The organism is Ruegeria sp. CH10 (genome assembly GCF_056537125.1).
Genome location: NZ_JBQFQY010000002.1, coordinates 599122 through 625898, shown reverse-complemented (window position 1 = coordinate 625898; position 26777 = coordinate 599122). Strand labels below are relative to the sequence as shown.

The 26777-nt window shown below is 58.0% G+C and carries 26 protein-coding genes; 9 read left to right on the top strand and 17 right to left on the bottom strand.

What is annotated here, in order from left to right:
* From ybgF to ACRZ94_RS09425, 8 genes are all read left to right on the top strand, one after another.
* A complete protein-coding gene (ybgF, locus tag ACRZ94_RS09460; protein WP_480797196.1) occupies positions 1-825 on the top strand; it encodes a tol-pal system protein YbgF in 825 nt (274 codons plus the stop codon).
* Positions 822-2075, top strand: coding sequence for a tRNA lysidine(34) synthetase TilS (gene tilS / locus ACRZ94_RS09455; RefSeq protein WP_480797195.1), 1254 nt, complete (start codon positions 822-824; stop codon positions 2073-2075). The genes ybgF and tilS overlap by 4 nt, the downstream gene beginning before the upstream one ends.
* Before the next feature lie 76 nt (positions 2076-2151).
* Positions 2152-4068: an ATP-dependent zinc metalloprotease FtsH gene (gene ftsH, locus ACRZ94_RS09450; RefSeq protein WP_480652614.1), complete on the top strand. Its 1917-nt coding sequence runs from the start codon at positions 2152-2154 to the stop codon at positions 4066-4068.
* A gap of 99 nt (positions 4069-4167) precedes the next feature.
* Positions 4168-4743, top strand: a complete 576-nt coding sequence (locus tag ACRZ94_RS09445; RefSeq protein ID WP_480652612.1) for an MOSC domain-containing protein — start codon at positions 4168-4170, stop codon at positions 4741-4743.
* A 186-nt stretch (positions 4744-4929) separates the two neighbouring features.
* Entirely contained in the window at positions 4930-6606 is a 1677-nt protein-coding gene (locus ACRZ94_RS09440) for a formate--tetrahydrofolate ligase (protein WP_480652610.1), read from the top strand.
* Positions 6607-6664: 58 nt separating this feature from the next.
* The gene (locus ACRZ94_RS09435; RefSeq protein WP_480652608.1) at positions 6665-6970 is read left to right on the top strand and encodes a chorismate mutase; all 306 of its coding nucleotides are present in this window, start codon (positions 6665-6667) and stop codon (positions 6968-6970) included.
* A 51-nt stretch (positions 6971-7021) separates the two neighbouring features.
* Positions 7022-7912, top strand: a complete 891-nt coding sequence (gene folD / locus ACRZ94_RS09430) for a bifunctional methylenetetrahydrofolate dehydrogenase/methenyltetrahydrofolate cyclohydrolase FolD (protein ID WP_480652606.1) — start codon at positions 7022-7024, stop codon at positions 7910-7912.
* A gap of 207 nt (positions 7913-8119) precedes the next feature.
* Positions 8120-8866: a LytTR family DNA-binding domain-containing protein gene (locus ACRZ94_RS09425; RefSeq protein ID WP_480652604.1), complete on the top strand. Its 747-nt coding sequence runs from the start codon at positions 8120-8122 to the stop codon at positions 8864-8866.
* A gap of 6 nt (positions 8867-8872) precedes the next feature.
* Here the strand turns inward: ACRZ94_RS09425 and pdeM are convergent, their stop codons facing one another.
* From pdeM to ACRZ94_RS09350, 15 genes are all read right to left on the bottom strand, one after another.
* Entirely contained in the window at positions 8873-9535 is a 663-nt protein-coding gene (gene pdeM / locus ACRZ94_RS09420; RefSeq protein WP_480652602.1) for a ligase-associated DNA damage response endonuclease PdeM, read from the bottom strand.
* Positions 9536-9576: 41 nt separating this feature from the next.
* The gene (locus ACRZ94_RS09415) at positions 9577-11988 is read right to left on the bottom strand and encodes a ligase-associated DNA damage response DEXH box helicase (protein WP_480797194.1); all 2412 of its coding nucleotides are present in this window, start codon (positions 11986-11988) and stop codon (positions 9577-9579) included.
* A 39-nt stretch (positions 11989-12027) separates the two neighbouring features.
* Positions 12028-13335, bottom strand: a complete 1308-nt coding sequence (locus tag ACRZ94_RS09410) for an ATPase (RefSeq protein ID WP_480797193.1) — start codon at positions 13333-13335, stop codon at positions 12028-12030.
* A 117-nt stretch (positions 13336-13452) separates the two neighbouring features.
* Positions 13453-13998 (bottom strand): prepilin peptidase, encoded by a 546-nt coding sequence (locus ACRZ94_RS09405; protein ID WP_480652596.1) that lies wholly within the window; start codon positions 13996-13998, stop codon positions 13453-13455.
* Between the two features lie 3 nt (positions 13999-14001).
* Positions 14002-14853, bottom strand: a complete 852-nt coding sequence (locus ACRZ94_RS09400; RefSeq protein ID WP_480797192.1) for a tetratricopeptide repeat protein — start codon at positions 14851-14853, stop codon at positions 14002-14004.
* Between the two features lie 11 nt (positions 14854-14864).
* Positions 14865-15407 (bottom strand): tetratricopeptide repeat protein, encoded by a 543-nt coding sequence (locus ACRZ94_RS09395; RefSeq protein ID WP_480797191.1) that lies wholly within the window; start codon positions 15405-15407, stop codon positions 14865-14867.
* Between the two features lie 61 nt (positions 15408-15468).
* Positions 15469-16458 carry a type II secretion system F family protein gene (locus tag ACRZ94_RS09390; RefSeq protein ID WP_480652592.1) on the bottom strand — a complete coding sequence of 330 codons (990 nt, stop codon included), beginning with the start codon at positions 16456-16458 and terminating at the stop codon, positions 15469-15471.
* A gap of 10 nt (positions 16459-16468) precedes the next feature.
* Positions 16469-17437, bottom strand: coding sequence for a type II secretion system F family protein (locus tag ACRZ94_RS09385; RefSeq protein ID WP_480652590.1), 969 nt, complete (start codon positions 17435-17437; stop codon positions 16469-16471).
* Between the two features lie 14 nt (positions 17438-17451).
* Positions 17452-18885, bottom strand: a complete 1434-nt coding sequence (locus ACRZ94_RS09380; RefSeq protein WP_480652588.1) for a TadA family conjugal transfer-associated ATPase — start codon at positions 18883-18885, stop codon at positions 17452-17454.
* Between the two features lie 25 nt (positions 18886-18910).
* Positions 18911-20140 carry a CpaE/TadZ family protein gene (locus tag ACRZ94_RS09375; protein ID WP_480652587.1) on the bottom strand — a complete coding sequence of 410 codons (1230 nt, stop codon included), beginning with the start codon at positions 20138-20140 and terminating at the stop codon, positions 18911-18913.
* 198 nt (positions 20141-20338) lie between these two features.
* Positions 20339-20965, bottom strand: a complete 627-nt coding sequence (locus tag ACRZ94_RS09370) for an OmpA family protein (RefSeq protein ID WP_480797190.1) — start codon at positions 20963-20965, stop codon at positions 20339-20341.
* A 16-nt stretch (positions 20966-20981) separates the two neighbouring features.
* Entirely contained in the window at positions 20982-22388 is a 1407-nt protein-coding gene (locus ACRZ94_RS09365; protein ID WP_480652583.1) for a type II and III secretion system protein family protein, read from the bottom strand.
* 191 nt (positions 22389-22579) lie between these two features.
* Entirely contained in the window at positions 22580-23455 is an 876-nt protein-coding gene (gene cpaB / locus ACRZ94_RS09360) for a Flp pilus assembly protein CpaB (protein WP_480797189.1), read from the bottom strand.
* Positions 23456-23616: 161 nt separating this feature from the next.
* The gene (locus tag ACRZ94_RS09355; RefSeq protein WP_480652579.1) at positions 23617-23820 is read right to left on the bottom strand and encodes a hypothetical protein; all 204 of its coding nucleotides are present in this window, start codon (positions 23818-23820) and stop codon (positions 23617-23619) included.
* Between the two features lie 94 nt (positions 23821-23914).
* Positions 23915-24124: a Flp family type IVb pilin gene (locus ACRZ94_RS09350; protein ID WP_480652577.1), complete on the bottom strand. Its 210-nt coding sequence runs from the start codon at positions 24122-24124 to the stop codon at positions 23915-23917.
* A gap of 353 nt (positions 24125-24477) precedes the next feature.
* On the opposite strand from ACRZ94_RS09350, the gene ACRZ94_RS09345 reads away from it, so the two are divergent.
* A complete protein-coding gene (locus ACRZ94_RS09345; protein ID WP_480797188.1) occupies positions 24478-25344 on the top strand; it encodes a lytic transglycosylase domain-containing protein in 867 nt (288 codons plus the stop codon).
* A 52-nt stretch (positions 25345-25396) separates the two neighbouring features.
* Here the strand turns inward: ACRZ94_RS09345 and ACRZ94_RS09340 are convergent, their stop codons facing one another.
* Both ACRZ94_RS09340 and ACRZ94_RS09335 read right to left on the bottom strand, forming a co-directional pair.
* Positions 25397-26023, bottom strand: coding sequence for a 3-oxoacid CoA-transferase subunit B (locus tag ACRZ94_RS09340; protein ID WP_480797187.1), 627 nt, complete (start codon positions 26021-26023; stop codon positions 25397-25399).
* The gene (locus ACRZ94_RS09335) at positions 26023-26727 is read right to left on the bottom strand and encodes a CoA transferase subunit A (protein WP_480797186.1); all 705 of its coding nucleotides are present in this window, start codon (positions 26725-26727) and stop codon (positions 26023-26025) included. The genes ACRZ94_RS09340 and ACRZ94_RS09335 overlap by 1 nt, the downstream gene beginning before the upstream one ends.
* Positions 26728-26777: the final 50 nt, after the last annotated feature.

Here is a 26777-nt window from a genome sequence, read left to right as displayed (position 1 = left end):
ATGAAAGTTGCAGGATGGGTTCTGGCCGCGGTTGTTGCGACCGTTGGTGTGGCACAAGCGCAGGATCAGCAGACGCTGGCGGATATTCGTCAGGAACTGACGGTGCTGCATGTGGAAATACAGCGCCTCAAGCGCGAGTTTTCGACCACCGGCTCTCCGGCCCCGAACCTGTCCGGCAGCTCGATCCTGGAACGTGTAGACGCCATCGAGGCCGAGTTGCAGCGCCTGACGCGTCAGACCGAGCAATTGAACCAGCGGGTGCAGAATGTCGTGACCGATGGCACAAACCGGATCGGTGATCTGGAATTTCGTCTGGTCGAACTGGAAGGCGGTGATCTGGGTAGTCTGGGTACCACATCCACTCTGGGCGGGGACACGGAAATCACCGCCGCTGCGCCCATCACCCCGGCGGCTCCGTCTGTGACGGAACAGGGCGAGTTGGCCATTGGTGAGCAATCGGATTTCGAAGCGGCCTCGCTGGCGTTGGCCGAAGGTGATTTTCAAGCCGCAGCCGATCAGTTTGCACTGTTCGACACGTCCTATCCCGGCAGCCCGCTTGCGCCCGAGGCGCATCTGAAACGCGGTCAGGCTCTGGAAGGTCTGGGCGACACGCGTGAGGCCGCGCGGGCGTTTCTGGCCAGCTTTACCGGGGATTCTGAGGGTACATTTGCCCCCGAGGCCCTGTTCGAACTGGGCGCTGCCCTTGGGCGTTTGGGGCAGACCGATCAGGCCTGCATCACCCTTTCCGAAGTGAGCGTTCGCTTCCCAGCCTCGTCGAAGGTATCGGCGGCCTCGCAGGAAATGGCGACACTGGGCTGTTCTTGACCAGCAAGACGGACACTCTGCGATCAGACCTGCGCGCGGGGTTGCCCGATCGGCTGCCGCCGCGTCTGGGAATCGCTGTATCCGGCGGAGGGGACTCGGTTGCCCTGATGCACCTGCTGCACGATCTGGCGCAAACCGAAGACATCCGGCTTTTCGCGGCGACCGTGAATCATGGGTTGCGTCCCGAAGCCGATGATGAGGCGCGGCAAGTTGCGGGGCAGGCTGCGCAACTGGGTATCCCGCATGAAACGCTGTTGTGGCAGGGATGGGATGGCACGGGCAACCTGCAGGACCAAGCCCGGCAGGCGCGGTACCGGTTGCTGACCGATTGGGCACGGCGGCACGATGTTCCAGCCATCGCCTTGGGTCATACCGCCGATGATCAGGCCGAGACGCTGCTGATGCGGCTGGGCCGGGCCTCTGGCCTTACGGGCCTCTGTGGGATGCCACCGGCGCGGGATCAGGATGGCGTCACGCTGCTGCGCCCCATGCTGGCCATCACCCGGCAGGAGTTGCGCGATTACCTGCAAGGCACTGGCGCAGATTGGAGCGAAGACCCTTCGAATCACGACCCTGCATTCGACCGGATCAAAGCGCGCAAGGCGCTGTCTGACTTGGATACACTGGGCATTTCTGCACAATCCTTGACCCGCGTGGCAAAAAATCTTGCACAAGCGCGTGACGCACTGGCCCAGTATACGCAGGAGGCCGCCCGCGCGGTTCTGCGTGTCGAGGGCGGGGATATCTGCATTGACCAAATTGGTTTTTTACGGCTTCCCGCCGAGATTCAGAGGCGGTTGGTCGTTGGAAGTATTGCGTGGATTGCCGGGCCGGGCTATCCGCCGCGCGGCTCTGCCGTGGATCAGGCCGTTAAGGCCATTTATACGGCACAGCCCTTGACCCTGGCAGGCTGCGCTATTGTGCCGAAACGCGATAAAGCGTGGGTTTGCAGGGAACTAAACGCAGTTTCAGCCGAAATCGCCACGCCAAACGCTGTGTGGGACAACAGATGGGTACTGACCGGCCCGCAAACACCCGGGGCCGAAGTTCGGGCGCTGGGGCAGGACGGTTTGTCGCAATTGCCGGACTGGCGCGCCCTGGGCAAACCGCGCGCGGCGCTTTTGTCCCATCCGGCGGTCTGGAACGGTGAAAACTTGTTAGCTGCCCCTCTGGCAGATTTTTCAAATGGTTGGAGCGCAGATTTTGCGCCGCACCGGCCCGAGTTCTACTCTTCTCTTTTATCGCATTGAACCTGCTTGAATCATCTCTATTTTAAGGAGCAACCCGGCAGACCCCCACCTGCCGAAATCTTTTGGGAGATTTTCCTTGGGCAACGCTCGTAACATCGCCTTCTGGGTCGTTCTGTTTTTGCTGATCCTTGCACTGTTCAACTTCTTCAGCGGACAGGGTGGAACACTTCAGAGCAACGAAAGAACCTATTCCGATTTTGTCAGCGCCGTTCAGGGCGGTGAGGTCAAGAGCGTGACGCTGGATGGCGAGCAGATTCGCTATACCACGCAAAGCGGCGCGAACTATGTGACCATCAAACCCGGCGATGCCGAGGTGACCAAGCTGCTGATTGACGAAAACATCCCCGTTCAGGCGGTCAAGCAACAGCAATCGGGCTTTCAATCCTTCCTGATCACGTTGCTGCCCTTCCTGCTGCTGATCGGTGTCTGGGTCTATTTCATGAACCGGATGCAGGGCGGTGGCAAAGGCGGCGCGATGGGTTTTGGCAAGTCCAAGGCCAAGATGCTGACCGAAAAGCATGGACGCGTGACCTTTGATGATGTTGCCGGCATTGATGAGGCAAAAGAAGAGCTGGAAGAGATCGTTGAATTCCTGCGCAACCCGCAGAAATTCTCGCGCCTCGGCGGCAAGATTCCCAAGGGCGCGCTGCTGGTTGGCCCTCCGGGTACAGGTAAAACGCTGCTGGCCCGCGCTATTGCGGGTGAGGCGGGTGTGCCGTTCTTCACCATCTCGGGCTCGGATTTTGTTGAAATGTTCGTCGGTGTCGGTGCATCCCGTGTCCGCGACATGTTCGAACAGGCCAAGAAGAACGCGCCCTGTATTGTGTTCATCGATGAGATTGACGCCGTGGGCCGCCATCGTGGTGCCGGTTACGGCGGCGGTAATGATGAGCGCGAACAGACGCTCAACCAATTGCTGGTTGAAATGGATGGGTTCGAAGCGAATGAAGGCGTGATCATTCTGGCGGCCACCAACCGCAAGGACGTTCTGGACCCTGCGCTGCTGCGTCCGGGCCGCTTTGACCGGAACGTGACCGTTGGCAACCCTGACATCAAAGGGCGTGAGAAGATTTTGGGCGTGCACGCGCGCAAGACGCCTCTGGGCCCCGATGTCGATCTGCGCATCATTGCGCGGGGTACGCCGGGCTTCTCGGGTGCTGATCTGGCGAACCTCGTGAACGAGGCCGCGCTGATGGCCGCGCGTGTTGGCCGTCGCTTTGTCACCATGGAAGACTTTGAGAACGCCAAAGACAAGGTGATGATGGGCGCCGAGCGCCGCAGCATGGTGCTGACCCAGGATCAAAAGGAAAAGACCGCCTACCACGAGGCGGGCCACGCTGTGGTCGGCCTGGAGCTGCCGCTGTGCGATCCGGTTTACAAGGCGACGATCATCCCGCGCGGTGGCGCGCTGGGTATGGTTGTGTCACTGCCGGAAATGGATCGCCTGAACTATCACCGCGATGAGTGTGAGCAGAAGCTGGCCATGACCATGGCCGGTAAGGCGGCCGAGGTCATCAAATACGGTGAAGACCATGTGTCGAACGGTCCCGCGGGTGATATCATGCAGGCCAGCCAGCTGGCGCGCGCCATGGTGATGCGCTGGGGCATGTCCGACAAGGTCGGCAATATCGACTATGCCGAGGCGCATGAAGGCTATCAGGGTAACACCGCCGGATTCTCGGTCTCGGCCCATACCAAAGAGCTGATCGAGGAAGAGGTGAAGCGCCTCATCCAGCAAGGATACGAGCGCGCCCACAAAATCCTGACCGACAAGAACGAGGAATGGGAGCGTCTGGCGCAGGGCCTGCTGGAATATGAGACCCTGACAGGCGACGAGATCAAGCGCGTCATGAACGGCGAATCTCCGTCAGAGGACGACGACGAAAGTGACAAGCCTGACGAAGGCAACGCACCCAGCGTCACCGCCATTCCAAAGACAAAGGCCAAGAAGTCTCCGCCCGAAGGCGGGATGGAGCCGGAACCTTCGGCTTAACCAGATCAGACCCGGGCACAGTCCCGGGTCTTTTTTCTTTTCTTTCCGGGATGGGTGACTTCTATTGCGGGTGGAATCCAAGCGATGAAAGGGCCTGCCATGCCGGTAATGCGTGAAACCGAATTCAAGGGTGAAGTTGTCTGGCTGGGCCATGTGCCCGCAGATGACTCGATTCGCGCCAAGGCTGTGGACGCATTGGAACTGGGCTTTGGCGGTGATCGCGGCGCGCGTCACGAAGGGGAAACCCGTCCATCCTGTGTGCGGATGAAAAACCTCTATCCGCAGGGCACTGAAATTCGCAACGTGCGGCAATTGTCAGTTTTGTCGGTCGAAGAGGTTGCAGCGACCGCGCAAGAGATGGGGCTGGAATCCCTTGATCCATCGCCGCTGGGCGTCAGCATCATGCTACGCGGCATTCCTGATTTCACCCACGTCCCCCCGTCATCGCGGCTTCAGGGACCGGGGGGTGTCACCATCACGATTGATATGGAAAACCGCCCCTGCGTGATCCCGGGGCGCGAGATTGAGGGCGAACACCCCGGTCATGGGGCCAAGTTCAAACCCGCCGCACAGGGGCGTCGCGGCGTGACCGCATGGGTCGAACGCCCCGGAACGTTGAGGCTGGGTGACCTGATGACCCTGTTTGTTCCGGATCAGCGCGCCTGGGCACCTTAAGACACAGTATTTCCGATGGGAAACGATCAAAGTTACGTGACGCCACACTGTAAATGACGCCGCGCCGTTTCGCAGCACAATTATGTCGGAATCCATAGCCACCTGTTGGGTGCACAACGGTATGGATTGCCCAGCGCCGACGCACCGCGTCGGTTTTGCACGGCATTCAATCAGGGACCCTGCCCAATGAGCTATAAATCCGACATCGAAATCGCCCGCGAAGCGAACAAAAAACCGATCCAGGAGATCGGCGCAAAAATCGGCATCGACTCCGCCGACCTGCTGCCCTATGGCCACGACAAAGCGAAGGTGAGCCAGGACTTCATCAACTCGGTTCAGGACCGCGAAGACGGCAAACTGATCCTGGTGACGGCGATCAACCCGACCCCGGCGGGTGAAGGCAAGACCACCACCACCGTGGGTCTGGGCGACGGTCTGAACCGCATCGGCAAGAACGCGATGATCTGTATCCGCGAAGCCTCGCTTGGCCCGAACTTCGGCATGAAGGGCGGCGCTGCAGGTGGCGGTTATGCACAGGTTGTTCCGATGGAGGAAATGAACCTGCACTTCACCGGTGATTTCCACGCCATCACCTCGGCCCACTCGCTGCTGTCGGCCATGATCGACAACCACATCTACTGGGGCAACGAAGCCGAAATCGACGTGCGCCGCGTTGCATGGCGTCGTGTGGTCGATATGAACGACCGCGCTCTGCGTCAGATCACCGCTTCGCTGGGTGGCGTGTCGAACGGCTTCCCGCGTGAAGCAGGCTTTGACATCACCGTGGCGTCCGAAGTCATGGCGATCCTGTGCCTGGCAACCGACCTGAAAGACCTTGAAAAGCGTCTGGGCGACATCATCGTGGCCTACCGCCGCGACAAGACCCCGGTTTACTGCCGCGACATCAAAGCCGAAGGCGCAATGACCGTTCTGCTGAAAGACGCAATGCAGCCGAACCTGGTGCAGACGCTGGAAAACAACCCGGCCTTCGTCCATGGCGGCCCGTTTGCCAACATCGCACACGGCTGTAACTCGGTCATTGCCACCAAAACCGCGCTCAAAGTTGCTGACTATGTCGTGACCGAAGCAGGTTTCGGTGCCGACCTGGGTGCCGAAAAGTTCATGAACATCAAGTGCCGCAAGGCAGGTATCGCGCCGTCGGCTGTGGTACTGGTTGCCACCGTGCGCGCGATGAAAATGAACGGTGGTGTTGCCAAGGCGGATCTGGGCGCCGAAAACGTCGACGCCGTTCAGTCGGGCTGCGCCAACCTGGGTCGCCACATCGAGAACGTGAAGTCCTTTGGTGTGCCGGTCGTTGTCGCCATCAACCACTTTGTCACCGATACCGACGCCGAAGTTCAGGCCGTCAAAGACTATTGCGGTGAGCACGGTGTCGAAGCGGTTCTGTCGCGTCACTGGGAACTGGGGTCGGAAGGGTCTGCGCCTCTGGCTGAGAAAGTTGTTGAAATCGTTGAAGGTGGCACCGCGAACTTCGCGCCGATCTACCCCGACGACATGCCGCTGTTCGAGAAAATCGAAACAATCGCCAAGCGCATCTACCGCGCTGACGAGGTTCTGGCCGACAACAAGATCCGTAACCAACTGCGCGAGTGGGAAGACGCGGGCTATGGCAACCTGCCGGTCTGCATGGCGAAAACCCAGTACTCGTTCTCGACCGACCCGACCCTGCGCGGCGCGCCCACCGGCCACTCGGTTCCGGTGCGTGAGGTCCGCCTGTCCGCAGGTGCCGGTTTCATCGTGGTTGTCTGCGGTGAGATCATGACCATGCCCGGTCTGCCCCGCAAACCCGCCGCTGAGACAATCCGTCTCAACGACGAAGGTCAGATCGAGGGCTTGTTCTAAGCCGCCGAATAGGACATCTCGTGGTCCGGGGATATCCCCGGGCCATGAGGAGATCGCAATGCCCACTCTGACACCGCCGCAAGACTGTCAATCGATGCAGGAATTGCGGGTTCAGATCGACAAGCTGGACCGCCAACTGATTGAGATGTTGGTGACGCGCGCAGGTTACATCGACCGCGCCTCGCAGCTGAAACCCGGCGAGGGCCTGCCGGCCCGCATCCCGGACCGTGTCGAAGAGGTGGTGCAGCGTGTGCGTGACAGCTCGGACGAATTGGGCATGGACCCTGATCTGGCCGAAAAACTGTGGCGCATTTTGATTGATTGGTCGATTGCACGTGAAGAAGGCGTGATCGGCCCCGACTGAACACCCGGGCGCTTTGCGCCCGATCCGTTTTTGGAAAGAAGGGATCACAGGATGGTAGCCCAGGTTATCGACGGCAAAGCCTTTGCGGCGAAAGTGCGCGCGCAAGTGGCCGATCAGGTTGCAAAGCTGAAAGAAGAAAACGGCATCACGCCCGGTCTGGCCGTGGTTCTGGTGGGTGAAGACCCGGCAAGCCAGGTCTATGTCCGCTCGAAAGGCAAGCAGACCGTCGAGGTCGGCATGAATTCGTATGAGCACAAGCTGGACGTTGACACCTCGGAAGAGGACCTGCTGGCGCTGATCGACAAGCTGAATAACGATCCGGCTGTTCATGGAATTCTGGTGCAACTGCCGCTGCCCAAGCATCTGAACGAAGATCTGGTGATCAACTCGATCGACCCGGCCAAGGATGTTGATGGCTTCCACATCTCGAACGTGGGCCTGCTGGGAACCGGTCAGAAGTCGATGGTGCCTTGCACCCCGCTGGGCTGTTTGATGATGCTGCGTGACTATCACGGCTCGCTGTCGGGTATGGACGCGGTTGTGATTGGCCGTTCGAACATCGTGGGCAAGCCGATGGCGCAACTGCTGCTGGGCGACAGCTGTACCGTGACCATTGCGCATTCGCGCACCAAGGACCTGCCGGACGTTGTCCGCCGCGCTGACATCGTTATCGCTGCCGTGGGCCGCCCCGAGATGGTGCCGGGCGACTGGATCAAAGAAGGTGCAACCGTGATCGACGTGGGCATCAACCGCATTGAACGCGACGGCAAGAACAAGCTGGTCGGTGACGTCGACTACGCCAGCGCAGCCGAGCGCGCAGGCGCGATCACCCCGGTTCCGGGCGGGGTTGGTCCGATGACCATTGCTTGCCTGCTGGCCAACACTCTGACCGCCTGCTGCCGGGCAAATGGTCTGCCCGAACCTGAGGGGCTGACAGCCTGATCCTTTAGGAGACCAAACAGGTTTTGGGGTCGAAGGAGATACCTCCTTCGGCCCCTTTTTGTTTCACAAAACTGTTACTCAGTTCAAAAGGGCAGGGTTTGAATATTCCGAGAACGGTGATAAGCAAGCAATTCCAGCCAGTTATGGAATAAGCCAGGGTGTCTTCGGGATGTGGGCTGGACCCTGGGGGTAATATGACGAGTTGGCATGAACACTGTGCTGAGACCGGTTCTGGCTGAAATCACCCTTCGCAGGGCATTGGCCACCATTGCTTTGCCGCCGCTTCTGGCGAGCGCTTTCCAACCTTTTCCTGCTATACCGCTCAGTTTTGGCGAACGTCTGGTGTTCTGGGCCGGAGTGGTCGGCCTCGCGCTGGGCGTGACGTGGGTTGCCCGCAAGCTGACGCAGATTTACTTTCTGGATGCACATTTTTCACTGCGCGACGGCGCGTTGGGTCTGATTATTCTGGTGCTGTTTTTGCCACCGCTGTGGTTGCTGTCTTTTTTGCTGATGACCTACGGTGGGCAACAACCCCCTGACATTTTTGCCGTCGCCCCGTACGGCGCGCTGTTTGCCACAGGGCTTGTTCTGGTCGGGGGGCACAGCCGGACAGAACGGCAAACACCTCAGCCCCTGCGCCCGGAACCGCGAATGCGCAATCGCCTGCCGGAGTCGTTCGCGGGGCAGATCTATCGGTTGACCGTGCGTGACCACGAGGTTGACGTCGTTACATCGGAAGGGACATTCACCGTCCGTTCGCGGTTGACGGATGCCATTGCCGAGATGGACCCGATCGTGGGGCACTGCACGCATCGGTCACATTGGGTGGTCGATGAGGCGATTGTCGGGATTGAGCGGCAGGGCGGAAAGACGTTCTTGCGCCTCAGAAACGGCGATCTGGTTCCGGTCAGCCGAAAATACAAACCCATGCTGGAAGAAGATGGGGTGATCTAAGCGAATTCAGCGTGGCATGGGAAAAATCCGGGGCTGCGCTCCTGTCAGAATGGCCATCGCCTCCGTCTCCATCAAGCCGTTCAGCACGTCATCCGAACTGTGTAGCCCACCGGTATAAGTGCCGTAAGCGGGCAGAATCAGCCGTGTTTGATCCACCAGAAACGCAGGGCGCGTGACACTTCGCCCCCGCGCCGTCACGCGCACTTTCGGATGGTAATGACCTGAGATTTCGCTCTGTGCCTTGCTCTGTGCGATGTGGCGAAAGGTAATGGGGCCAATACTGTATTCGGCCAGATGCGCCCCGCCCAGATCAATGGGGCCGGGATCGTGGTTGCCTTCAATCCAGATCCAGCGACGGCCGGCTTGAAGGGCGGTGACGTCCCGTTTCTGAGCCGGGTCCAGCGCGGCCGAGGCATCGAGGTCGTCGAAACTGTCACCCAGGCAAATCACCGTGTCAGGACTGGTGTGGGCAATATCGGCAGCCAGACGGGTCAGCGTTTCCCGGCTGTCATAGGGCGGCAAGGTTGGGCCGCCACGCCGCGCGATCCGCTCAGACTTACCCAGATGCAGGTCCGAGACGCAGAGCAGGCGCTGCGCGGGCCACCACAAGGCCCCGGACCCCAACGCGCTGAGGGTCTGCCCAGCAAAGGTAAAAGTGACGTCGTTCATGATACGTTCTTTGCGTGTTTTGATCTGCTCTGCAAGAGCAATCAACTGGGCGCAAGCCCAGCTGCTTGCAGCAGGCGCGCGCTTTCTTCGGCCAACAGACGTTCCTCGGCTGCGCCTTTGACCGGCACTTTGCCGACCTCAAGAAACAAGGGGGCGGCAAGGGGTGAGACGCGGTCCAGTCGCAGCAGGTCGATCCGGTCGTCGATCCGGGCAAGCATTTCTTCAATCCGACCGAAATCGACCAGCCCGCGCATCGCTTCTTCGCGCGTGATCTGCATCAGAAGGTGATCAGGGTCATATTTCAGCAGCGTGTCATACAGGATATCCGACGAAAACGTCGCCTGCCGCCCGCTTTTGCGTTGCCCGCCTGTATTGCGCTCAATGAGCCCGGCGATGGTGGCCGAGGCGCGAAAGGTGCGTTTCATCACGGCGTTTCCTGCCAGCCAAGTCTCAAGCCCGTCGCGCAGCGCCTCGGGCTGGAACAGCGGGCGCGGGTCGGTCACCGCGTCGAGCCCCCAGATCAATGTGGCATAGTCGGTGGCCACAAATCCCAGCGGGGCCAAGCCGGTTTCCTCCATCCGTTTGGTCAGCAACAGGCCCAGCGTCTGCTGCGCGTTGCGTCCAGCGAAGCCGTAGACACACAGATGCTCGCGCCCGTCATTGGGGAAGCTTTCGATCAACAGCCGGTCGCGTGTCGGCAGACGCGAAAGGTCACGTTGCAGGGCCAGCCACTCGGCAGTATGTGACGGCAATTGCGGCCAGTCTGCTTGTGCGAACATGCGCAGGATACGGTCGCTCAGCTGAGTTGAAGTGGCGAATTTCGTGCCTGAAAAAGTCGCGACCTTGGGTTTGCGATCCGCGCGGCGGCTGACCTCGACCGTCATCTCGCGCAGCCCCTCATAGCGTACGATCTGGCCGCCGATCAGGAATGTGTCCCCGGGGGTGAGCGACGCGGCAAATGCCTCTTCAACCTCACCCAAAGGTTTGCCGCCGCGATTGCGTTTTAGGCGCACTTTCAGCGTGTCGGTATCCTGTATGGTGCCAAGGTTCATACGAATACGCTGCGCCGCGCGGGGATCGCGTAGCTGCCATTGCCCGTCGGGGCGCTGTTTCAGCCGCTGCCAGCGATCATAGGCGCGCAGGGCGTAACCTCCGGTCGCGCAGAACTCCAGACAGGCGTCAAAGGCGCCGCGGCTCAGCTGCGCATAGGGTCCGGCGGCGGTCATTTCCCCAAACAGGGTGTCGGCATCGAAAGGGCCCGCTGCCGCGGCGATCAGGATATGCTGGCAAAGCACATCGCGCGGGCCTGCGCCGCGCGGCTCGCCATCCAGATCATGCGCGCGGGCGGCCTCAAGCGCTGCGACGCATTCCACCACTTCGAACCGGTTGGCGGGCACCAGCAGGGCCTTGGAGGGCGCGTTGTAGCGGTGGTTGGCGCGCCCGATCCGCTGGACCAGCCGCTTGACGTTCTTCGGCGCGCCGATCTGGATCACAAGGTCCACGTCGCCCCAATCGATGCCCAAATCCAACGAGCCGGTACAGACGATGGCGCGCAGGTCGCCGCGTATCATTGCGGCCTCGACCCGCTCACGCTGTTGCCGGTCCAGACTGCCATGGTGGATGCCGATGGGCAGGCCGTCTTCGTTGACAAGCCAGAGGTTGTGAAAGAAAATCTCGGCCTGTGCGCGGGTGTTGTGAAAGATCAGCGTGGTTTTGTGCTGCCTGATCTGGTCCAGCACGGCGGGGATGGAATAGGCTGCACCACCACCGGACCATGGGGGCATCTCCTGTGTCTCAAGCATGCGGATGTCAGGGTCGGGCCCGGGATCGGCCTGAATGATCTGACAGGGGTCCGGGTGGCGCGCCAGAAAGCGCGCGATGGCGTCGGGGTCTTCGACCGTCGCCGATAGCCCGACCCGGCGGATTGTGGGGCACAGCGATTGCAACCGGGCCAGCGCCAGCATCAACTGATCGCCGCGCTTGCTTTCGGCCAGCGCGTGAATTTCATCAATGATTACGCGCTGCACGCCTGCAAACATGCGCGGCGCGTCCTCGTATGAGGTCAGCAGCGCCAGGCTTTCGGGCGTGGTCAGCAGGATATGAGGCGGGTCGACACGCTGGCGTTTCTTTTGCGTGGCGGACGTGTCGCCGGTGCGGTCCTCAATCCGTATTGGCAGGCCGATCTCATCGGCAGGTCCACGCAGGTTGCGGCGAATATCCGCAGCCAGCGCCTTGAGCGGTGAGACGTAGATCGTGTGCAGCCCATCAGGCGCGCTTTCCGACAACTCGGCCAGGGTTGGCAGGAACCCGGCCATGGTCTTGCCGCCCCCCGTGGGCGCGATCAGCAGGGTGGCCGGGTCAAAGGCCCGGTCGAACATGTCCTGTTGATGCGGGTGAACGGACCAGCCTTTGGCCGTGAACCAATCGGTGATCCGGGCGGGAATCTGCGTCATGGGCGCAGACTACCGTCCCGGCATCGGAATTACAGTGGGTTAGTGTACGATCTTTTCTTCGCGCACGAACATGTTGGCCCAGGCGCGGTCGATCAGGTCAGGGCTCATCTGATAGGGGATGCCCTCGAACTCGCAGATCGAGATCATCTGATCGATCAGGAAGATCGGCTGATAGTTCGCGTAGACATTGTTGATGGTCGGATATTTGACTTTCAGCAAGTGCACCAGCGCGGCCTCGTCCAGAGGCATGCCGCGTTTGCGGGCCACCATGGCAAAGATCTTCAGGAAGTTTTCCTGGTTCGGGCCGTCGATCTTGATCTTGAAGAAGATCCGGCGCAAGGCCGCTTGGTCGAAAATCTCGTTTGGGTGGAAGTTGGTCGAGAAGATGACCAGCGTATCGAACGGAACTTCGAATTTTTCACCCGATTGCAGACCCAGAATATCCTTCTTTTCTTCCAGCGGAACAATCCAGCGGTTGATAAGCGCCTGCGGTGGCTCGGCCTGACGTCCAAGGTCGTCCACGATGAAGATGCCGCCTGTCGATTTCAGCTGCAAAGGGGCCTGATAGGTCCGCGCTGTTGGGTTGTAGACCAGGTCCAGCATGCTCAGCGACAGTTCACCACCCGTAACAACAGTGGGGCGTTCGCACTGAACATAGCGGGTGTCGAACCGTTTACGGCGGCGCAGGCTGTTGGGATCATCAGCTTCCTGCTCGACCGCCGTGTGCACGATAGGGTCATAGACGGTGATCACCTGACCGGCATATTCGATGGCGTAGGGAACATAGACATTATCGCCCAAGGCGTCACGAATACCGTTCGAGATCGAGGATTTACCATTGCCCGGAGGGCCATACATCAGGATCGATCGACCGGCGCTGACCGCGGGGCCCAGGTGGTCCAGAAGGCTGTCGGGCAGAACAAGGTGACCCATCGCGCCAACCAGTTGGTCGCGGGTCACCTGAATGTTGCGGATCGATTGGCGTTTGACCTGTTCGCGGTACACATCCAGCGGCACGGGCATGGCGCCGAAATATTCCGACTGGCTCAGTGCGTCCAAGGCGCGGGCCTTGCCTGCGTCCGTCAGCTGATACCCCATTTCATTGCCGCTATTGGCGTTCAGGGTGCCTGTGGCCTCGATCAGTTTTTGTTCGCGGGCCATGTCGATCAGCTCTTGCGTCACTGATCCGGGCAGACAGATGGCTGCTGCGATTTCGGTCACGGTGTCCACGTTCTTGCGAAAGATCGTTTTCAACATGATGTCGCGCATCATCACGATGGGCAGTTTCATTTCGCCCAGTCCCTTGGGGGCAGGGGGGGCCATAACCGAAGTCGTCAACATATTCATGAGCGTCGCCCGTCATTAACAATTTCACGCAAAAAACCCCCGGAAGGGTCACTTGCTGAAAATTTGGCCGCGCTTTGTGGCAGCACCAAGGCAGGGAAGAGGCGGGTTAGTGATAGTTTACGAGCCGTAAACAGTGCCAAGAACAAGATAAAGCGTCAGGCTGCCGCCCAGCGACAGGCCCATCGGGATATGCTTGGCCCGGCTCCAGCTTTCCCACTCAGGTGCAAAACTGCGCAGTGCGGTTGAGCGGGCCAGCCTGTGACTGATCCAGGCCGCCATGTTCATCGACGCCAGAATGATCATCATCAGAAAATAGTCACCCGGCCAGACAAAGGGTGAGGCGGCGGCCATAAACTTGGCGTCTCCGGCCCCCATCGCGCGGATCGCATTGAACAGTATGCCCAGAAACAGAACAGGTATCACATGCAGGATCTGCCAAAGATATGGGGGCAGGGAAATAGACACCGGTCCCAAACTGGCCGAGGACCATTCGGTCGACCAGGGCGGTAAAAGGAACAGCCCGACGATGACGAACACCCCAAAAACCGCATAGACCGCGTGGTTCCTGATCCGCATGTCGCGCAGATCAATATAGGCCACATAGATGCAGATGGGCACAACGAAGGGCAGAAACCACGTCGCGGCCTGCGCGGGGATGTTCATGTATCAGGCTTCCTCAAGCGCGCGGAGCGAGCGGACGGCCTCGTCATAATGCTGCGGATGGGTAGCAATGGCCTCGCGGAACAGGTTCTTGGCCGTGGCCACATCCCCCTGTTTGACCGCTGAGATGGCCATGGTGTTCAACAGCATCGCCCGTTCGACCTGAGACATGGGAACAACCGGCAGGCTGTAATTTCCCTGCGCCGCCCGCGCCAGAACCAGGTTGTTCTTTGCGGTGAACAGGGAATTGTCCTGACGGATCGCATCAGTAAACAGACGTTCGGCTTCCGCATATTGGCCTCGGGTCAGTTTGGAATAACCCCAGTTGTTCATCACGCTGCCGGGGCGCGTGGTCAGGCCAACGGCGGTTTCATAGAAATGATCCGCCCGTTTCCAATCCTGATTTGAGTCCGCCACCACGGCCTCAAGACGATAGCGTTTGAAGCTTTCATAGGTGGGGGGAATGGCGTCCAGAACGGTCTTTGCCTGTTTCCAGTTTCCCGACCGCACCAGCGCATCGGCATATTCGACCCGGTCGATATTCGACACGCCCGACATGGTGGTTACCTTTTTCCACGCCGCGGCAGCCTCGGTGGTGCGTTTGGCGCGGGTCAGGGAAATGGCCAAGCCCCGCTGCAGATCAATCCGACCTGGGTTCTTGGCCGCGGCGCCCTGGAAATATGTTACAGCTTCGTTGGGGTCGGCTGCAGTCAACAGGACTTCGCTCAGGTTGGTTTCGTCAATGACGTCGACTTCCTGAAAGGTCCGTTCGACCTTTTCATCCTCGGTCTCTTTTTCGCATGCGGACAGGATAACCCCGCACACCAGCATTGGTGCAATCAAGAATTGTTGGCGCATTTTTGCGTCCTTTACTGCTCTTGCTCATCTTGTGGGAGCTTGCGAAGCGTGAATTGCCCGTCGCCTTGCTGCTCCAGCGTATATTCTTGCTTTTCTGCCTTAGTATTAACAGGAATTTCCATTTTTGCGAGTGCTAAGCGCAGATTGTCCCGAATTGCGTCACTTTCGCCATCGTTCAGCGCATAGGCGCGTTTAAAGACCTGCGCAGCCTCGGGGAATTCGCCTTGCTCGATCAACAAAACACCCAGATTGTTCCACGCCGCGGACCAGTCCGGATCTTCCTTGACGGCGCGGCGCAACAGGGGTTCTGCCTGCCCCAACCGCCCCAGGCCCAGATTGGCGGTGCCCATCGATGTGAGGATTTCCGGTGTCAGCCCCTGGTCGAGGGCAGCTCGGGAGTAGGATTTCAAAGCCAGTTCATACTCTCCGGCAGCCATTAAACGATGACCGACCGCAATTTCATCAGCACTTTGGCCGTTTCGATCAACGCCGGGGGCTTCGAGGTCGTTAGACAGCCCTGTTTCCGTGCAAGAGGCCACCATGGCGAAAACCACAGCGGCCTTTACAATATGGGGTATCCCGGACGGGAGCCGCCTGTGCCTGAGTGTCATGTGGTTAACCAGAGCCACCTTGATTGACGAAGTCTTCGATCCCTTTTGCCGAAGGGCCAACCAGAATGACCAGCAATGGCGGAACCGTCAGAATCATTGTGGCAAGTGTCATCTTCGTTGGCAACTTGTTCGCGGCCTCTTCGGCGCGCATCACGCGTTTGTCACGCATTTCGCTGGCATAAACCCGAAGTGCTTCGGCAATCGAGGTACCAAAGGTCGCCGACTGGATCATCACCGTCACGAACGAGCTGACATCCTGCACGCCGCATCGGGTGCCAAAGTCGCGCAGAACCGTGTCTTTGTCTTTACCGGCTTTCAATTCATACGCGACGATTTCGAATTCCTGAGCGATATCCGGGTAGGAGACCTTCATCTCGCCAGCAACACGCACAATTGCCTGATCCAGAGACTGACCCGCTTCGACACAGACCAACATCAGGTCTAGCGTATCGGGGAAGCCGGCAGTGATGGCCTCATGCCGTTCAGCGACGCGACGGGTGATCCAATAACGCGGAAGGAAATAGCCCGCTGCAGCTGGGATCAGAACACGGATTGCAACCTGGCTTCCTGTGAATTCCTCACCACCAGACAAAACAGTCACCAGCATCACACCGATCAAAATGCCCACGATACCCAATGCAAATTGTGCAAAATGGAAAAACCGTACAGCGTCTTTCGAATGATAACCCGCCTGACGCAGAGTGAGCTGCATTGCAGACAGCTGTTCTTCATTCTGCGGCTCAAGGAAGTTCGCGAACTTTTCCAGCTGCTCATTGCGACCGGTTGTGCGCAACTTGTCCTTTTTGGATTTTTTGTTGCTTTTCGGCGCCGCGTTGGACTTTTGCAGCTTTTTTAGCGGATCTTCGGGCTGATTCATCATCAGCGATACCGCGATCAGGATCAGGAACAGCCCCAGAACGCCGATGACGATCAGTGGTCCGAACTCACCTAAATGCTGTTTAATCAGGTCATTGATTTGGTTGATAAATTCCATCTCGATACCCTTAAACCTTAATGTTGGTGAGTACACGCATCACGATCAGGTTCAATGTCAGCATGATGCCCACAAAGAAACACAGAGGGATAAACAGCGCGTGATCCAGCACCTCGTCGTAGTAGGTGGGGTCTGTTACCAGAATGAAGAGCAGACAGAACAGTGGGAAGCCGGACAGGAATTTACCGGACCACTGCGCCTCGGCTGTGATTGCTTTTACACGGCGGAACAGGCGGAAACGGGCACGGATCACCTGGGCAAGACCGGCTAGAATCTCTGCAAGGTTACCACCAGATTGTTGCTGAATGCCGACGGCGACCGACAAAAAGCGCATATCCTGCATGTCCAAACGTTCGGCCATGTCTTTCAGCGCCTCGCCCACGTCACGGCCATAGGCGCATTCGTCAGCTATGATGCCGAATTCGGTGCCCAGTGGGTCCTGAATCTCATTCGCGACGATCTGGACCGAGGAGACAAACGGGTTGCCCACGCGTAGCGAGCGTACCATCAGTTCAACCGCATCTGGCAGTTGCTCTTCCATCATGGACAGACGCTTTTTGGCCTTACGGCTCACCCAGGTGTAAACACCGCCGACGCCAATGCCGACCGACAGCGCGATCCGCAAAAGCATTTCCGTTGCCGTGCCGATGGTGAGCGCAACAAAGGCGAAGCCGGACAACAGAACCATAATCATGATCAGCTGCCGTGGAGAGAAGGCAATCGCCGCTTTCTGTGCCTTGTCAGACAGCAATGAATAGAGCGGTATGCTCTGAGACTTCATATGCTGCTGCATTTCCTTGCGCAGCTGTTCCAGAACCTGCTCGCGGCCGACGCCCTTGTCCAGCATGTCCAGACGGCGGTTCACCTTGCTGTTCAGGCTGATGGATTTGCCGAAAGCAACCAGGTAGATGCCTTCGACCAGAGCGAACACTGCGACGAAGATCACGACATATATGAGTGCCTCGATAGGCAATTGCATGATCAGATCTCCTACTACATTGTCGTTGCTTCGTAGATCGAAGCAGGCAGGTCAAAGCCCCACAGGCGGAAGCGCTCGGAATAGTGGCTGCGCACGCCGGTGGCCGTAAAGTGACCGATGATCTTGTTGTCCGGGGTCAGGCCAACACGTTGGAATTTAAAGATTTCCTGCATCGAAATCACGTCGCCTTCCATCCCGGTAATCTCAGTGATCGAGGTCATTCGACGCGAACCATCCTGCAGACGGCTGGCCTGAACGATCAGGTTCACAGCGCTTGAGATCTGGCTGCGGACCGCTTTGATCGGCATTTCGATGCCAGCCATCGCGATCATGTTTTCCAGACGCGAGATCCCGTCACGGGCCGAGTTGGCGTGGATCGTGGTCATCGAACCGTCGTGGCCGGTGTTCATGGCCTGCAACATGTCGATCACCTCGGCGCCACGCGTCTCGCCCACGATGATGCGGTCAGGGCGCATACGCAGGGCGTTTTTCAGACAGTCGCGCGGGCTGACTTCGCCTTTGCCTTCAACGTTGGGTGGGCGGCTTTCCATCCGACCCACATGGGTCTGTTGCAGCTGAAGTTCCGCCGTATCCTCGATGGTCAGGATGCGCTCGGCGTCGTCGATAAAGCTGGACAGGGCGTTCAGCGTGGTCGTTTTACCCGAACCCGTACCGCCCGATACGATGATGTTCAGACGGGTGGACACAGCGGCCTGCAGATAAGCGGCCATTTCTTCGGTGAACGCGCCGAAATTGACCAGATCGTCAATGCCCAACTTGTCCTTTTTGAATTTACGAATCGAAACCAGCGAACCGTCCACCGCAATCGGCGGAACCATGGCGTTGAAACGCGAACCATCTGCCAGACGGGCGTCAACATACGGATTGGATTCGTCGACACGACGACCCACCGCGGATACGATCTTGTCGATGATCCGCATCAGGTGTTTTTCGTCTTTGAACGTGATGTCGCTGATTTCCAGCTTACCATCGCGTTCTACGAAAATCTGCTGAGGGCCATTCACCAGAATATCGTTGACCGTATCGTCCTGCAGCAAGGTTTCAAGCGGGCCTAGGCCCGTGACCTCGTCATACAATTCCTTGTTCAGCTGCGTGCGGTCTTCGCGGTTCAGAACGATGTTACGCGCTTCGAGAATTTCGTTGGAAATGGCGCTGATCTCCGAGCGCAACTCGGACTCGCCAGCATTTTCCAACGCGGCGAGGTTCAGGTTTTCCAGCAATTCGCGGTGAAGCTCGATCTTGATCTCGCCCAGGCGTTCTTTGCGTTTGCGGTCTTTGTCCGCCGCGACCGGCTCGGCCGCTTTCTTCTGCGCGGGTCGGCGCGCCACAGCGTTGGCAGTGGGCGCTTGTTGGGCCGCAGGTTTGGGTGCTGCGGCCGGGGTTTGAACCGGCTGCGCCTCAGACTGTTTCTTGTATCTTGAAAACACGGCGGCTCTCTCCCTTTAAAACTCTTTACGCGGCTTCGGCGTCGCTGCTGCCCAGGCTGTGCAGAGATTTCGCAAGTTTTGCGATTTCACGACGCAGCGGGTTTTTAGCGGCCGCATTTGCCAATGGTTGCCCGTGGTCGCCGCTCTGCATGACCGGCTTGCCACCATCGGGCAGTTGTAAATCAATCGAAATTCCCAGGCTCTCGCCCATACGTTTGACCCGGCCTTTGCCATTCAGGTCGGTAAATTTGGGGGCGCGGTTCAAGGCAAACCGCAGCTTGTTGAACGGCAGTTCCTCTGCCTGCAGCGCGCGTTTCAGGCGCAGCGCATTCTGGGCCGAGCGCATATCTAGCTCGATCATCGCGAAATAGACATGAGCGGCCTGCAAAACGGTCTCGGACCAATGCACAAGGGTCGACGGCATGTCGACAACCACATAATCGAAATGCCTGCGGGCCGTGTCGATCACGCGCTCAATATCTTCAGGGGTGATCAGGTCCAGCGGCACCATATCGGAGGGCGCGGTCAGAACCTGCAATTTGTCTTCATAGCTCTGCAACGCCGTGGCGAAGACTTCCTCGTCCATCGAGGCGGTGTCGGACAACATCTCAAACACAGTCTCGCGGCGCGGCAGGTCCAAATAAGTGGAAACCGTGCCGAATTGAAGGTCCAGATCCAACAGGCACACTGACGGCGCCTCTTTGTCGGATACCGTGGCCAGTTCCCAGGCGAGGTTCACGGCCATTGTGGTCGAACCTACGCCGCCAGCCAGCCCGTGTACGACAAAAAGAGCAGCCTCCTTGGATTCGCCCTGTGTCAGCGGCGCAGCTTGTTGAACGGCCACCGGATCGGGCTGGTTCATCCGGGCGATAGCTTCCTGCAATTCACCTTCGGGCAGAGGGTAGGGGACAAATTCATCCGCCCCTTTGCGCAATAGCTGGTGCAGCGCAGCTGGTGTGACATCCTCGGCGATCAGAACAACTTTGATCCGCTTTTCCTTGGCGCGGGTGATGATCTCACCCATCAGCGACAGGTTGTCTTCGTCTTCGCCGTCAATCGCAAGAGCAACGAATTCCAGTGATTCGGCATCAGGCTGGCTGAAGAACGCCAGAGCCTCGGCAAATCCCAGATCACCCCATCGCTCGCCAAGTGCGGCCTCCATGTCCTCGATCAACAGATCGAAATTCTGGACATCGCGGCTGATGGTACAGGCCTGGATGGCATTTTCATCGTTTCGTGGCGATCCGCTCGTCATAGACACAATCCTCATCGCAGGTGCAGGCAAACGCAGTAAGCCTGATGGCTTTGACTGGTTCGCTTTTGCCCCGGTGCGACCACGATCGGCCGCAAGACACCTAATTGTTGAAAAACTGGCTTGGAACTTAGGCAAGATTTAGGCGCAAAAGAACCAATTGTAGGGAAATGGGCGACGATGCCGCCCATTTCCTAGGGATTATTGTTCACCTGAGGAAGAATCTTCACGCTCAATGTAGCTGTCGCGCTCACCGCTTTCTACATATTCGCGATAGATCACCTCGGCGTATTTGCCATCCAGCAATTGCGGCGCGCGATCAACAAAGCCCGAAACCTCAGTCACCGTGCGGCGGTTGCGACGATCCCGGTTCGGCGTGTCGATCAAAGGCTGCGATTTGCCAAAGGACACGACGGCCTCAAGCCGCGAGCGCGAGATGCCCTGCCGTGTCAGGAAGGCGACGGCCGCATTGGCGCGGCGCTGACCCAGTGCCCTGTTATAGGCAGTCGATCCAACAGCGTCGGTATGGCCGAATACACGGAACCGCGCCTCTGGGAACTGTTTGATCCAGTCCGCTTGACGCAACAGAACCCGCTGTGCCGTTTCATCCAGCTGAGCGCTGTCGAAGGCAAAGTTGATTTGCGTCGGAACTTCGGCCGCGAATCGCTGGCTCAGGATCTGGGCGTAGGTCAGTTCGCCGTTCAACACCTGGGTGTTGTTCAGGGTCGCATTCCCGAAAGCCCCCTGGTCGAGCTCGTACCCGGCCTCACGTGTACACGCGGTGACAGCAACCGAAAGACCCAGTGTAAGTAATGTCCACTTCTGCATTGGTCCTATCCTCCTATCAATCCAGAACGTAGCCGTAAGAGTTGCCAAAGTCCTGTTTGGCTACTTCCGAGGCTGCGCCGGAACCCGGACGCGTTGTACGAGCGGTTTTACCGTTCACGAACAGATCGAATTCGCTGGGTGGTTTCACCCGATCCGTCGGCAGCGCCAGCGCTTCGCCGCGTGTCGGCGAGACCAGATGCGCAGTGACGATGATCACCAGTTCGCTTTGATCACGCTGGTATTCCGCGCTGCGGAACAGGGCACCCAAAATTGGAACATCACCGATCCAGGGAAGCTGGCTGTTCAGGTCCGTGAAGTTGTCCTGAATCAAACCTGCAATCGCAAAGCTTTCGCCATCTCTCAACTCAACCGTGGTTTTTGTATCGCGGCTGATGAAAGTCGGTACGTTGTTGCCGGCAATTGTGAAGCTGGAATTCGGATCAATGCTCGATACCGATGTACCCAGTTCGAGGTTGATCAGATCTCCATCGACCACCCGGGGTGTAAACAGAACCTGAACACCAAAGGCACGGTACTCGATGGCAATGTTGCCGTCATCTGCAGGAACCGGAATCGGCACCTGACCACCGGCTAGGAACTCAGCCTCTTGCCCCGAAAGGGCAGATAGGTTGGGCTCTGCCAGGCTGCGGGCAAGTCCTTTGGATTCAAGAGCTTCAAGCAACAGACGAACCTGTGTCGACCCAGCGCCGAAGCCAAAAAGAATGGCACCTGTGTTTGTCTGCTGGAGCGGGATGTTGTTGTTCAATGCGTTGGCCAAAGCACCGGCATTGTTCAACGTATTGATACCGCCGGTTACATCGCTGCCGCCAAAGCCGAGCGACGCGGTCAGACTTTTCGCGACCGAGCGGTTCATTTCCGCAAAGCGCACTTTCAGCATCACCTGCTGAACACCGCCAACCGACATCAGGTTAGACACGCGTTCTGGTGCATACCGTTCGGCCAGCTCAAGTGCCCGCGCCATCTTTGCGCTGCTGGAAATCGTACCGGAAAGCACGATGCCGTCATTGGCTGTGCGCACTTCAATGGGCTCACCCGGCAGAATCTGCCGCAGACGCTCTTTGAATTCAGACACATCCGGGGACACGCGAACGCGGACGTTTGCCAGCAAACTACCGGTTGCATCAAACAGTGTCAGCGTGGTCAGGCCCGGAGCCTTACCCAATACATAAATCGTCCGATCCGACAGCGACGAAATATCCGCGATGCCCGCATTTGCAATGCTGAGTTCGGCGAAGGGTTCTTCGCTTTCAACGACAATTGCGCGGTTCATGGGAACGTCCAGCGTTTCGGCCGTCCCGTTTTTCACCACGCGCAAAGTTTCAGCCCAAGCCGTATGGCCGACCGGACCAACTGTAAGCGCCAACCCCAGAAGGGTTGCGCTAATCCAAGATGTTATTTTCATGTGACCTGCCTCTCCGATCACGCCTCGTTTTAGGTCTAATGCCCTATGCTCACTAACACTGCGCGAATTACGAATTTATTGCAATAATCAATGGTTTCTGGAATTTTCCTTATGTGGACAATCCGCAACAACCCCAAAAAAACAAGCCGCGCAATTGGCGCGGCTTGATACTGTAACGTTCTGATTTAACGTCAGTTTGTGCAGGGGATTTCCGTTTGAACGGTTTCCGCTCCGCGACGGATGTTGGTATAGCATTTACGCTCTTCAGCTTGGACTGGTTCAGGTGCAATTTCCTTGAGTCCCAACAGTTTCCGTTGGTCTACTTCGACAGCGCTTGCAACTGTGTTGTCCAACACTCCGACCAGAGCGAGCGACAGCCGTCCGGTGTTTTGCGCCTGTGCCAGCGCTGCAATCTCTTCTGGAGTTGCTGCTACCGTTACGGTGCGTGCGATTGTTGCTCCTGCCAGGTCAGAGCCTGCGGTCTGATCGACGGCAATGATTTCGATGTTCGTCTGAATCAGACGGGTAATTTCGCCGCCAGCGCCCTCAAAGTCGCCCCGAATCGAACCTGTCCAGTATACGTCCACATTGTCGCCCGGACGCAAAAATCCAGACACACCAGAGGAAACGTCAACGCTGATAGCAAAGGCGCGTTTGCCTTCCGCGATACGCGATGTCAGGCCGGCGGCCTCCCCAGGATTGGTGACTTTCACCTCCATCAGGGCTTCATCTTTTTCCATTGTCCGCAGCACATAACGATCCCCAATGGCATCTTCGGGGAACAATGCTGCCATGTCGGTGAAGGTGCCTTCTGGGATTGCATCTTCGGGCCAGTTCACGATTCGAACATCCTCGGCGATGATGCGTTCACCGTATTTCATGGGGCGATTCGACACGATGACTCCGACAGTTGGAACCGATTTAACGTTTGCCAGTGCATCCTGTGTGGCCTGACGTTCCGCGGCGAGTTGGGCCTGGTGCTGTGCGATATAGTCGCGCGCCAAGTATACGGCGCCCCCGGCCAAAGCTACCCCGAGAATCAGGACAAGTCCAAATACCAAACGCATTCGCGTCCCCTCATATTATTGGTTTCTGTTTGATCGCTATAGAGTTACCGCGATGATTGACTGATATTAGAGGGAGATTGTGTCGAAAAGGGGGACAATGTCCGTTTTTTTCCGTCTGGCGCTTTTTCAGCACGCTGGGAAATGTATCAGTCGGCGACGGGTTAGTCGAAAGTTATTGTGATCTGCTCCGCCACGTCGATGCTGCGAATCGCAGCTCCGTTTTTGGCGTCGAAGTCTTTTACTGGTTGGCCGAAGAAGACGAAAATGCTTGCAGCAATCCCGACAATAGCAGCTGTCAGAACAACCCAGTCGACGGTTACAGCGCCGTCTTCGTTTTGCAGGAACGCTTTGAAGATGTGTGTCATGGAGCCGCCAGCTTGCAAGTGGTTGCATAAAAAGAGGGGCCCGGCCAAAATTAGCCAGGCCCCACCAAATAATTTTCAGATCAAGCAGTAAAATTTACTGCGGGTTGATCTGAACGCTGCTGACAGCAGTACCAGCAGTGGAGGTCAGAGCAGCGCCGACGTTGTCAGCGATATCTTTGGTGCCGTTACCGATCTGGGTGTAGGCAACTGCGGCCAGGCCAACGATGGCTGCGGTCAGAACAACCCAGTCAACTGTTACGGCGCCGTCTTCGTCTTTGCGGAAGTTCTTGATGAACTTGATCATGGTACGTCCCTCCTAAAGGATCAAAAAGTAATCAAACCTCGGTGTCTAACAGAGCTTTCTCTCTCAGTCCGCTCCCGACCGTCTCGGTGTGGCATTATGTTTGCATGTCAGGCATGGCAGGAATTGGGCCAAACAGCATTTTTTTCCTCCAGAGTTTAACTTTTTGGTAGTTTTTCGGCTAACATGCTGAAAAATAATAAATAAAAACTTGCATTGCCCAGCGGTGCCTTGTGATCTCGGTGCAAAATTACGCCAAATGAGGCGAAATTGCCCCAATTCGACGTGTTTTTCTGGCATTTCAAAGGGATTCGAGGTTCAACTTGTTGAAAAGACGAAAACACGAGGCAGGCAAAATGAAACTCCGGTTCGCAATCACATGCGTCGGCGTTATGGCGTCGATGATGTCGGTGCCGATCTCCGCCGTAGCGACCGAGGTCGAACCGCGCGGTGTATATAAACGTGTAAAAGCGGCGAAGCCCGGCGTTCGGTCCAGACCTCTCGTGCAGATCTCGCCCGAGGAACATGCAGCAGCGCCCTTTGCACCAAGCACTGGCGCAGAAATCGAAGTGCCTGAGATCATCACCCGCACAAAGGTTGTCCCCCCCAGTGTTCCGGGGGCGACCCCCAAGGGCAAACCGGTCGGTTCCTACAAAGCATTTTGGGACAAAATCTCACCCGCGTTGGCCGATTCCAGCACCGGGCGTCTGCCCGAAGCCATCAACGCCCTGGCGGCGACTAATGTGGCGTCCCCACGTCTGCAGACACTGCAGAATATCGCCGAGAAACAGGGGGTCGAAATTCTGCGCTCGACGGTCGGCACCGAAGTTTCGCCCGCGCTTGTTCTTGCGGTCATTTCAGTTGAATCGGCAGGCCGGGTTGACGCCGTCAGTTCAGCCGGGGCGCAGGGGTTGATGCAGTTGATGCCCGCCACGGCCCGTAGATTTGGCGTAAAGGACAGCTTTCATCCGTCGCAGAACATTTCCGGTGGCGTGAAATACCTGAACTGGCTGATGGAGGAATTCGGCAATGACCCGATCATTGTTCTGGCCGGGTATAACGCGGGCGAAGGGTCGGTGCGCAAACATGGTGGCGTTCCCCCATTTGCGGAAACGCGGGACTATGTGCCCAAAGTTCTGGCCGCCTTTCAGATTGCCAAAGCGCTTTGTTCAACCCCGCCAGAGTTGATTTCAGACGGGTGCGTGTTTCAGACGCTCAATTGAAAAAGGCCCGCCGAAACTGGCGGGCCTTTTCCTTTGAAAGCCTGAGAGGCGCTCAGTTGACGATATTGGCCTCCGTCGCGGCGCGAATCTCATCTTCGGTGACGCCTGCGGCGATCTCGACGATCTTGAGCCCGCCCTCAACCACATCAAGAACACCCAGGTTGGTGATCACGCGGTTGACCACCTTTTTGCCTGTCAGAGGCAGGGTGCACTTCTTCAGCAGCTTGGATTTGCCGTGCTTGTTGGTGTGATCCATCACAACGATCACACGGCCCACACCGGCCACCAGATCCATCGCGCCGCCCATGCCTTTGACCAGCACACCGGGGATCATCCAGTTGGCCAGATCGCCTTCTTCATCGACCTCCATCGCGCCCAGCACGGCGGCGGCGATCTTGCCGCCCCGGATCATACCAAAGGACGTGGCGCTGTCGAAATAGGCGGTGCGGGACAGCTCGGTGATTGTCTGCTTGCCTGCGTTGATCAGGTCTGGATCTTCCTCACCTTCGAACGGGAAGGGGCCCATGCCCAGCATGCCGTTCTCGGACTGCAGCGTGATGTCCTTTTCACCCACATAGTTCGCCACCAGCGTCGGAATCCCGATGCCGAGGTTCACATACATGCCGTCTTCCAGTTCCTCAGCCGCGCGTGCGGCCATCTGATTGCGGTCCCAAGGCATTATGCGTCCTCCTTCTTACGAGTGGTGCGCTGTTCGATGCGCTTTTCGTGGCTGCCCTGAATGATGCGGTGCACATAGATGCCGGGCAGGTGGATCGCGTCGGGGTCCAGCGAACCACGGGGCACGATTTCCTCAACCTCGGCCACGCAAACCTTGCCGCAGGTTGCGGCGGGTACGTTGAAATTCCGGGCGGTCTTGCGGAACACCAGATTGCCGGTGTCGTCGGCCTTCCATGCCTTGACGATGGCGAGGTCGGCAAAGATGCCTTCCTCCATGATATAGGTCTCGCCGTTGAAGTCCTTGTGTTCCTTGCCTTCGGCGATCACGGTGCCCACGCCGGTTTTGGTATAGAAACCGGGGATACCGGCGCCACCGGCGCGCATCCGCTCGGCCAGGGTGCCTTGTGGGTTGAACTCCAGCTCAAGCTCTCCGGCCAGATACTGACGCATGAATTCAGCGTTCTCACCTACGTAAGAGCTGATCATTTTCTTGACCTGCTTGGTCTGCAGCAGGATGCCGATGCCGAAATCGTCGACGCCCGCGTTGTTCGACGCAAAGGTCAGGTTCTGCGTGCCCGCATCCTTGATGGCCTCAAGCAGCAGTTCCGGTATACCGCAGAGGCCAAATCCACCTGCCGCGATGAACATGTCGTCATGCAGCAGCCCATCCAGCGCCTCGGCCGCATTTGCATAGACTTTTTTCATGAAAAAACTCCCCCAATGACATGGTGATGGGCAGGTTGTGCCGCCACGTC

Coding starts and splice junctions, on each gene's coding strand:
- ybgF (WP_480797196.1), top strand. CDS start 1: ATGAAAGTTGCAGGATGGGTTCTGGCCGCGGTTGTTGCGACCGTTGGT.
- ACRZ94_RS09445 (WP_480652612.1), top strand. CDS start 4,168: ATGCCGGTAATGCGTGAAACCGAATTCAAGGGTGAAGTTGTCTGGCTG.
- ACRZ94_RS09440 (WP_480652610.1), top strand. CDS start 4,930: ATGAGCTATAAATCCGACATCGAAATCGCCCGCGAAGCGAACAAAAAA.
- ACRZ94_RS09435 (WP_480652608.1), top strand. CDS start 6,665: ATGCCCACTCTGACACCGCCGCAAGACTGTCAATCGATGCAGGAATTG.
- folD (WP_480652606.1), top strand. CDS start 7,022: ATGGTAGCCCAGGTTATCGACGGCAAAGCCTTTGCGGCGAAAGTGCGC.
- ACRZ94_RS09425 (WP_480652604.1), top strand. CDS start 8,120: ATGAACACTGTGCTGAGACCGGTTCTGGCTGAAATCACCCTTCGCAGG.
- pdeM (WP_480652602.1), bottom strand. CDS start 9,535: ATGAACGACGTCACTTTTACCTTTGCTGGGCAGACCCTCAGCGCGTTG.
- ACRZ94_RS09415 (WP_480797194.1), bottom strand. CDS start 11,988: ATGACGCAGATTCCCGCCCGGATCACCGATTGGTTCACGGCCAAAGGC.
- ACRZ94_RS09410 (WP_480797193.1), bottom strand. CDS start 13,335: ATGAATATGTTGACGACTTCGGTTATGGCCCCCCCTGCCCCCAAGGGA.
- ACRZ94_RS09405 (WP_480652596.1), bottom strand. CDS start 13,998: ATGAACATCCCCGCGCAGGCCGCGACGTGGTTTCTGCCCTTCGTTGTG.
- ACRZ94_RS09400 (WP_480797192.1), bottom strand. CDS start 14,853: ATGCGCCAACAATTCTTGATTGCACCAATGCTGGTGTGCGGGGTTATC.
- ACRZ94_RS09390 (WP_480652592.1), bottom strand. CDS start 16,458: ATGGAATTTATCAACCAAATCAATGACCTGATTAAACAGCATTTAGGT.
- ACRZ94_RS09385 (WP_480652590.1), bottom strand. CDS start 17,437: ATGCAATTGCCTATCGAGGCACTCATATATGTCGTGATCTTCGTCGCA.
- ACRZ94_RS09375 (WP_480652587.1), bottom strand. CDS start 20,140: ATGACGAGCGGATCGCCACGAAACGATGAAAATGCCATCCAGGCCTGT.
- ACRZ94_RS09370 (WP_480797190.1), bottom strand. CDS start 20,965: ATGCAGAAGTGGACATTACTTACACTGGGTCTTTCGGTTGCTGTCACC.
- ACRZ94_RS09365 (WP_480652583.1), bottom strand. CDS start 22,388: ATGAAAATAACATCTTGGATTAGCGCAACCCTTCTGGGGTTGGCGCTT.
- cpaB (WP_480797189.1), bottom strand. CDS start 23,455: ATGCGTTTGGTATTTGGACTTGTCCTGATTCTCGGGGTAGCTTTGGCC.
- ACRZ94_RS09355 (WP_480652579.1), bottom strand. CDS start 23,820: ATGACACACATCTTCAAAGCGTTCCTGCAAAACGAAGACGGCGCTGTA.
- ACRZ94_RS09350 (WP_480652577.1), bottom strand. CDS start 24,124: ATGATCAAGTTCATCAAGAACTTCCGCAAAGACGAAGACGGCGCCGTA.
- ACRZ94_RS09345 (WP_480797188.1), top strand. CDS start 24,478: ATGAAACTCCGGTTCGCAATCACATGCGTCGGCGTTATGGCGTCGATG.
- ACRZ94_RS09340 (WP_480797187.1), bottom strand. CDS start 26,023: ATGCCTTGGGACCGCAATCAGATGGCCGCACGCGCGGCTGAGGAACTG.
- ACRZ94_RS09335 (WP_480797186.1), bottom strand. CDS start 26,727: ATGAAAAAAGTCTATGCAAATGCGGCCGAGGCGCTGGATGGGCTGCTG.